Here is a 970-nt window from a genome sequence, read left to right on the forward strand (position 1 = left end):
AAAAATGAGTGCTCTCGATTGGTTGCTATCTGAAAATAAGTAAAGTTGAGGATAGACATGGATACTCTTATTTATTAAGGCTCTAGACTAGCAGAATAGATATGTTAGTCTAGAATCATGATAGAAAACAGTAAATTAAGTCACTATAAGATTTAAAAAATTATTCAGTGCTTTTGCATTGATATTCCTGCTTCTAAAACAGCCTTATTGCTTAACTTGAACCGTAATACCATCAACTATTGGTACATGCTTTTTAGAAAAGCAATCTACGATCATCAAACAGATTTAAGAGCAAAGTTTGTAGGTTCTATTGAAATTGATGAGAGCTATTTTAGGGCAAAAAGACAACGTGGTTTTCATGGGAAGTTGAAGCGAGGTCGAGGTACTTTAAAACAACCTGTATTTGGAATATTTGAAAGGAATGGTCGAGTTTATACAGAAATAGTCCCTGATTGTAAAAAGACTACATTACAAAAAGTTATCTTAGGTAAAGTTGCACTTGAAAGTGTAATTTATAGTGATGGTTGGCGTGGATACAATGGTTTGGTAGATGTTGGTTACTCAAAGCATTTTAGAGTAAATCATGGAGTGAATGAATTTGCTAGAGGACAATGTCATATAAATGGAATAGAATCATTCTGGAGCTTTTGTAAAAGAAGGCTAGCAAAGTTCAACGGTATATCAAAAGAGTATTTTGATTATCATCTTAAAGAAACAGAATGGCGTTGGATGAGGGAGCCTAATGAGCTAGCAACAGAGTTGTGGGACCTCATTAGGTAAAACTAAGTGCAAATCTGCTAGTCTAGAGCCTTGCAAAATAAGGCATCGAATAAGACGTGGTTTTAGAAGAAGTTGTAATTTCTCCAAAAAGCTTGAAAACCATTTTAAAGCCTTCGACTTAACCTTCTTTTACATCAATAATGGCTTCATTTAATGTCAGCATACTTTTTAAAACACCACCGGATTTTTT

At 33.9% G+C, this 970-nt stretch carries 1 protein-coding gene and 1 pseudogene; both read left to right on the forward strand.

Translation table 11 applies throughout. The annotated features are described in order from the left end of the window. Nucleotides 1–159 precede the first annotated feature (159 nt). Nucleotides 160–780, forward strand: coding sequence for an IS1595 family transposase (locus tag GBI16_RS18170; protein WP_114837874.1), 621 nt, complete (start codon nucleotides 160–162; stop codon nucleotides 778–780). Nucleotides 781–808: 28 nt separating this feature from the next. Then, a pseudogene (locus GBI16_RS18175) lies at nucleotides 809–934 on the forward strand (IS1 family transposase); the annotation flags it as partial. Nucleotides 935–970: the final 36 nt, after the last annotated feature.

Origin of the sequence: Acinetobacter sp. TUM15064 (assembly GCF_008980265.1) — a bacterium.
Classification (GTDB): domain Bacteria; phylum Pseudomonadota; class Gammaproteobacteria; order Pseudomonadales; family Moraxellaceae; genus Acinetobacter.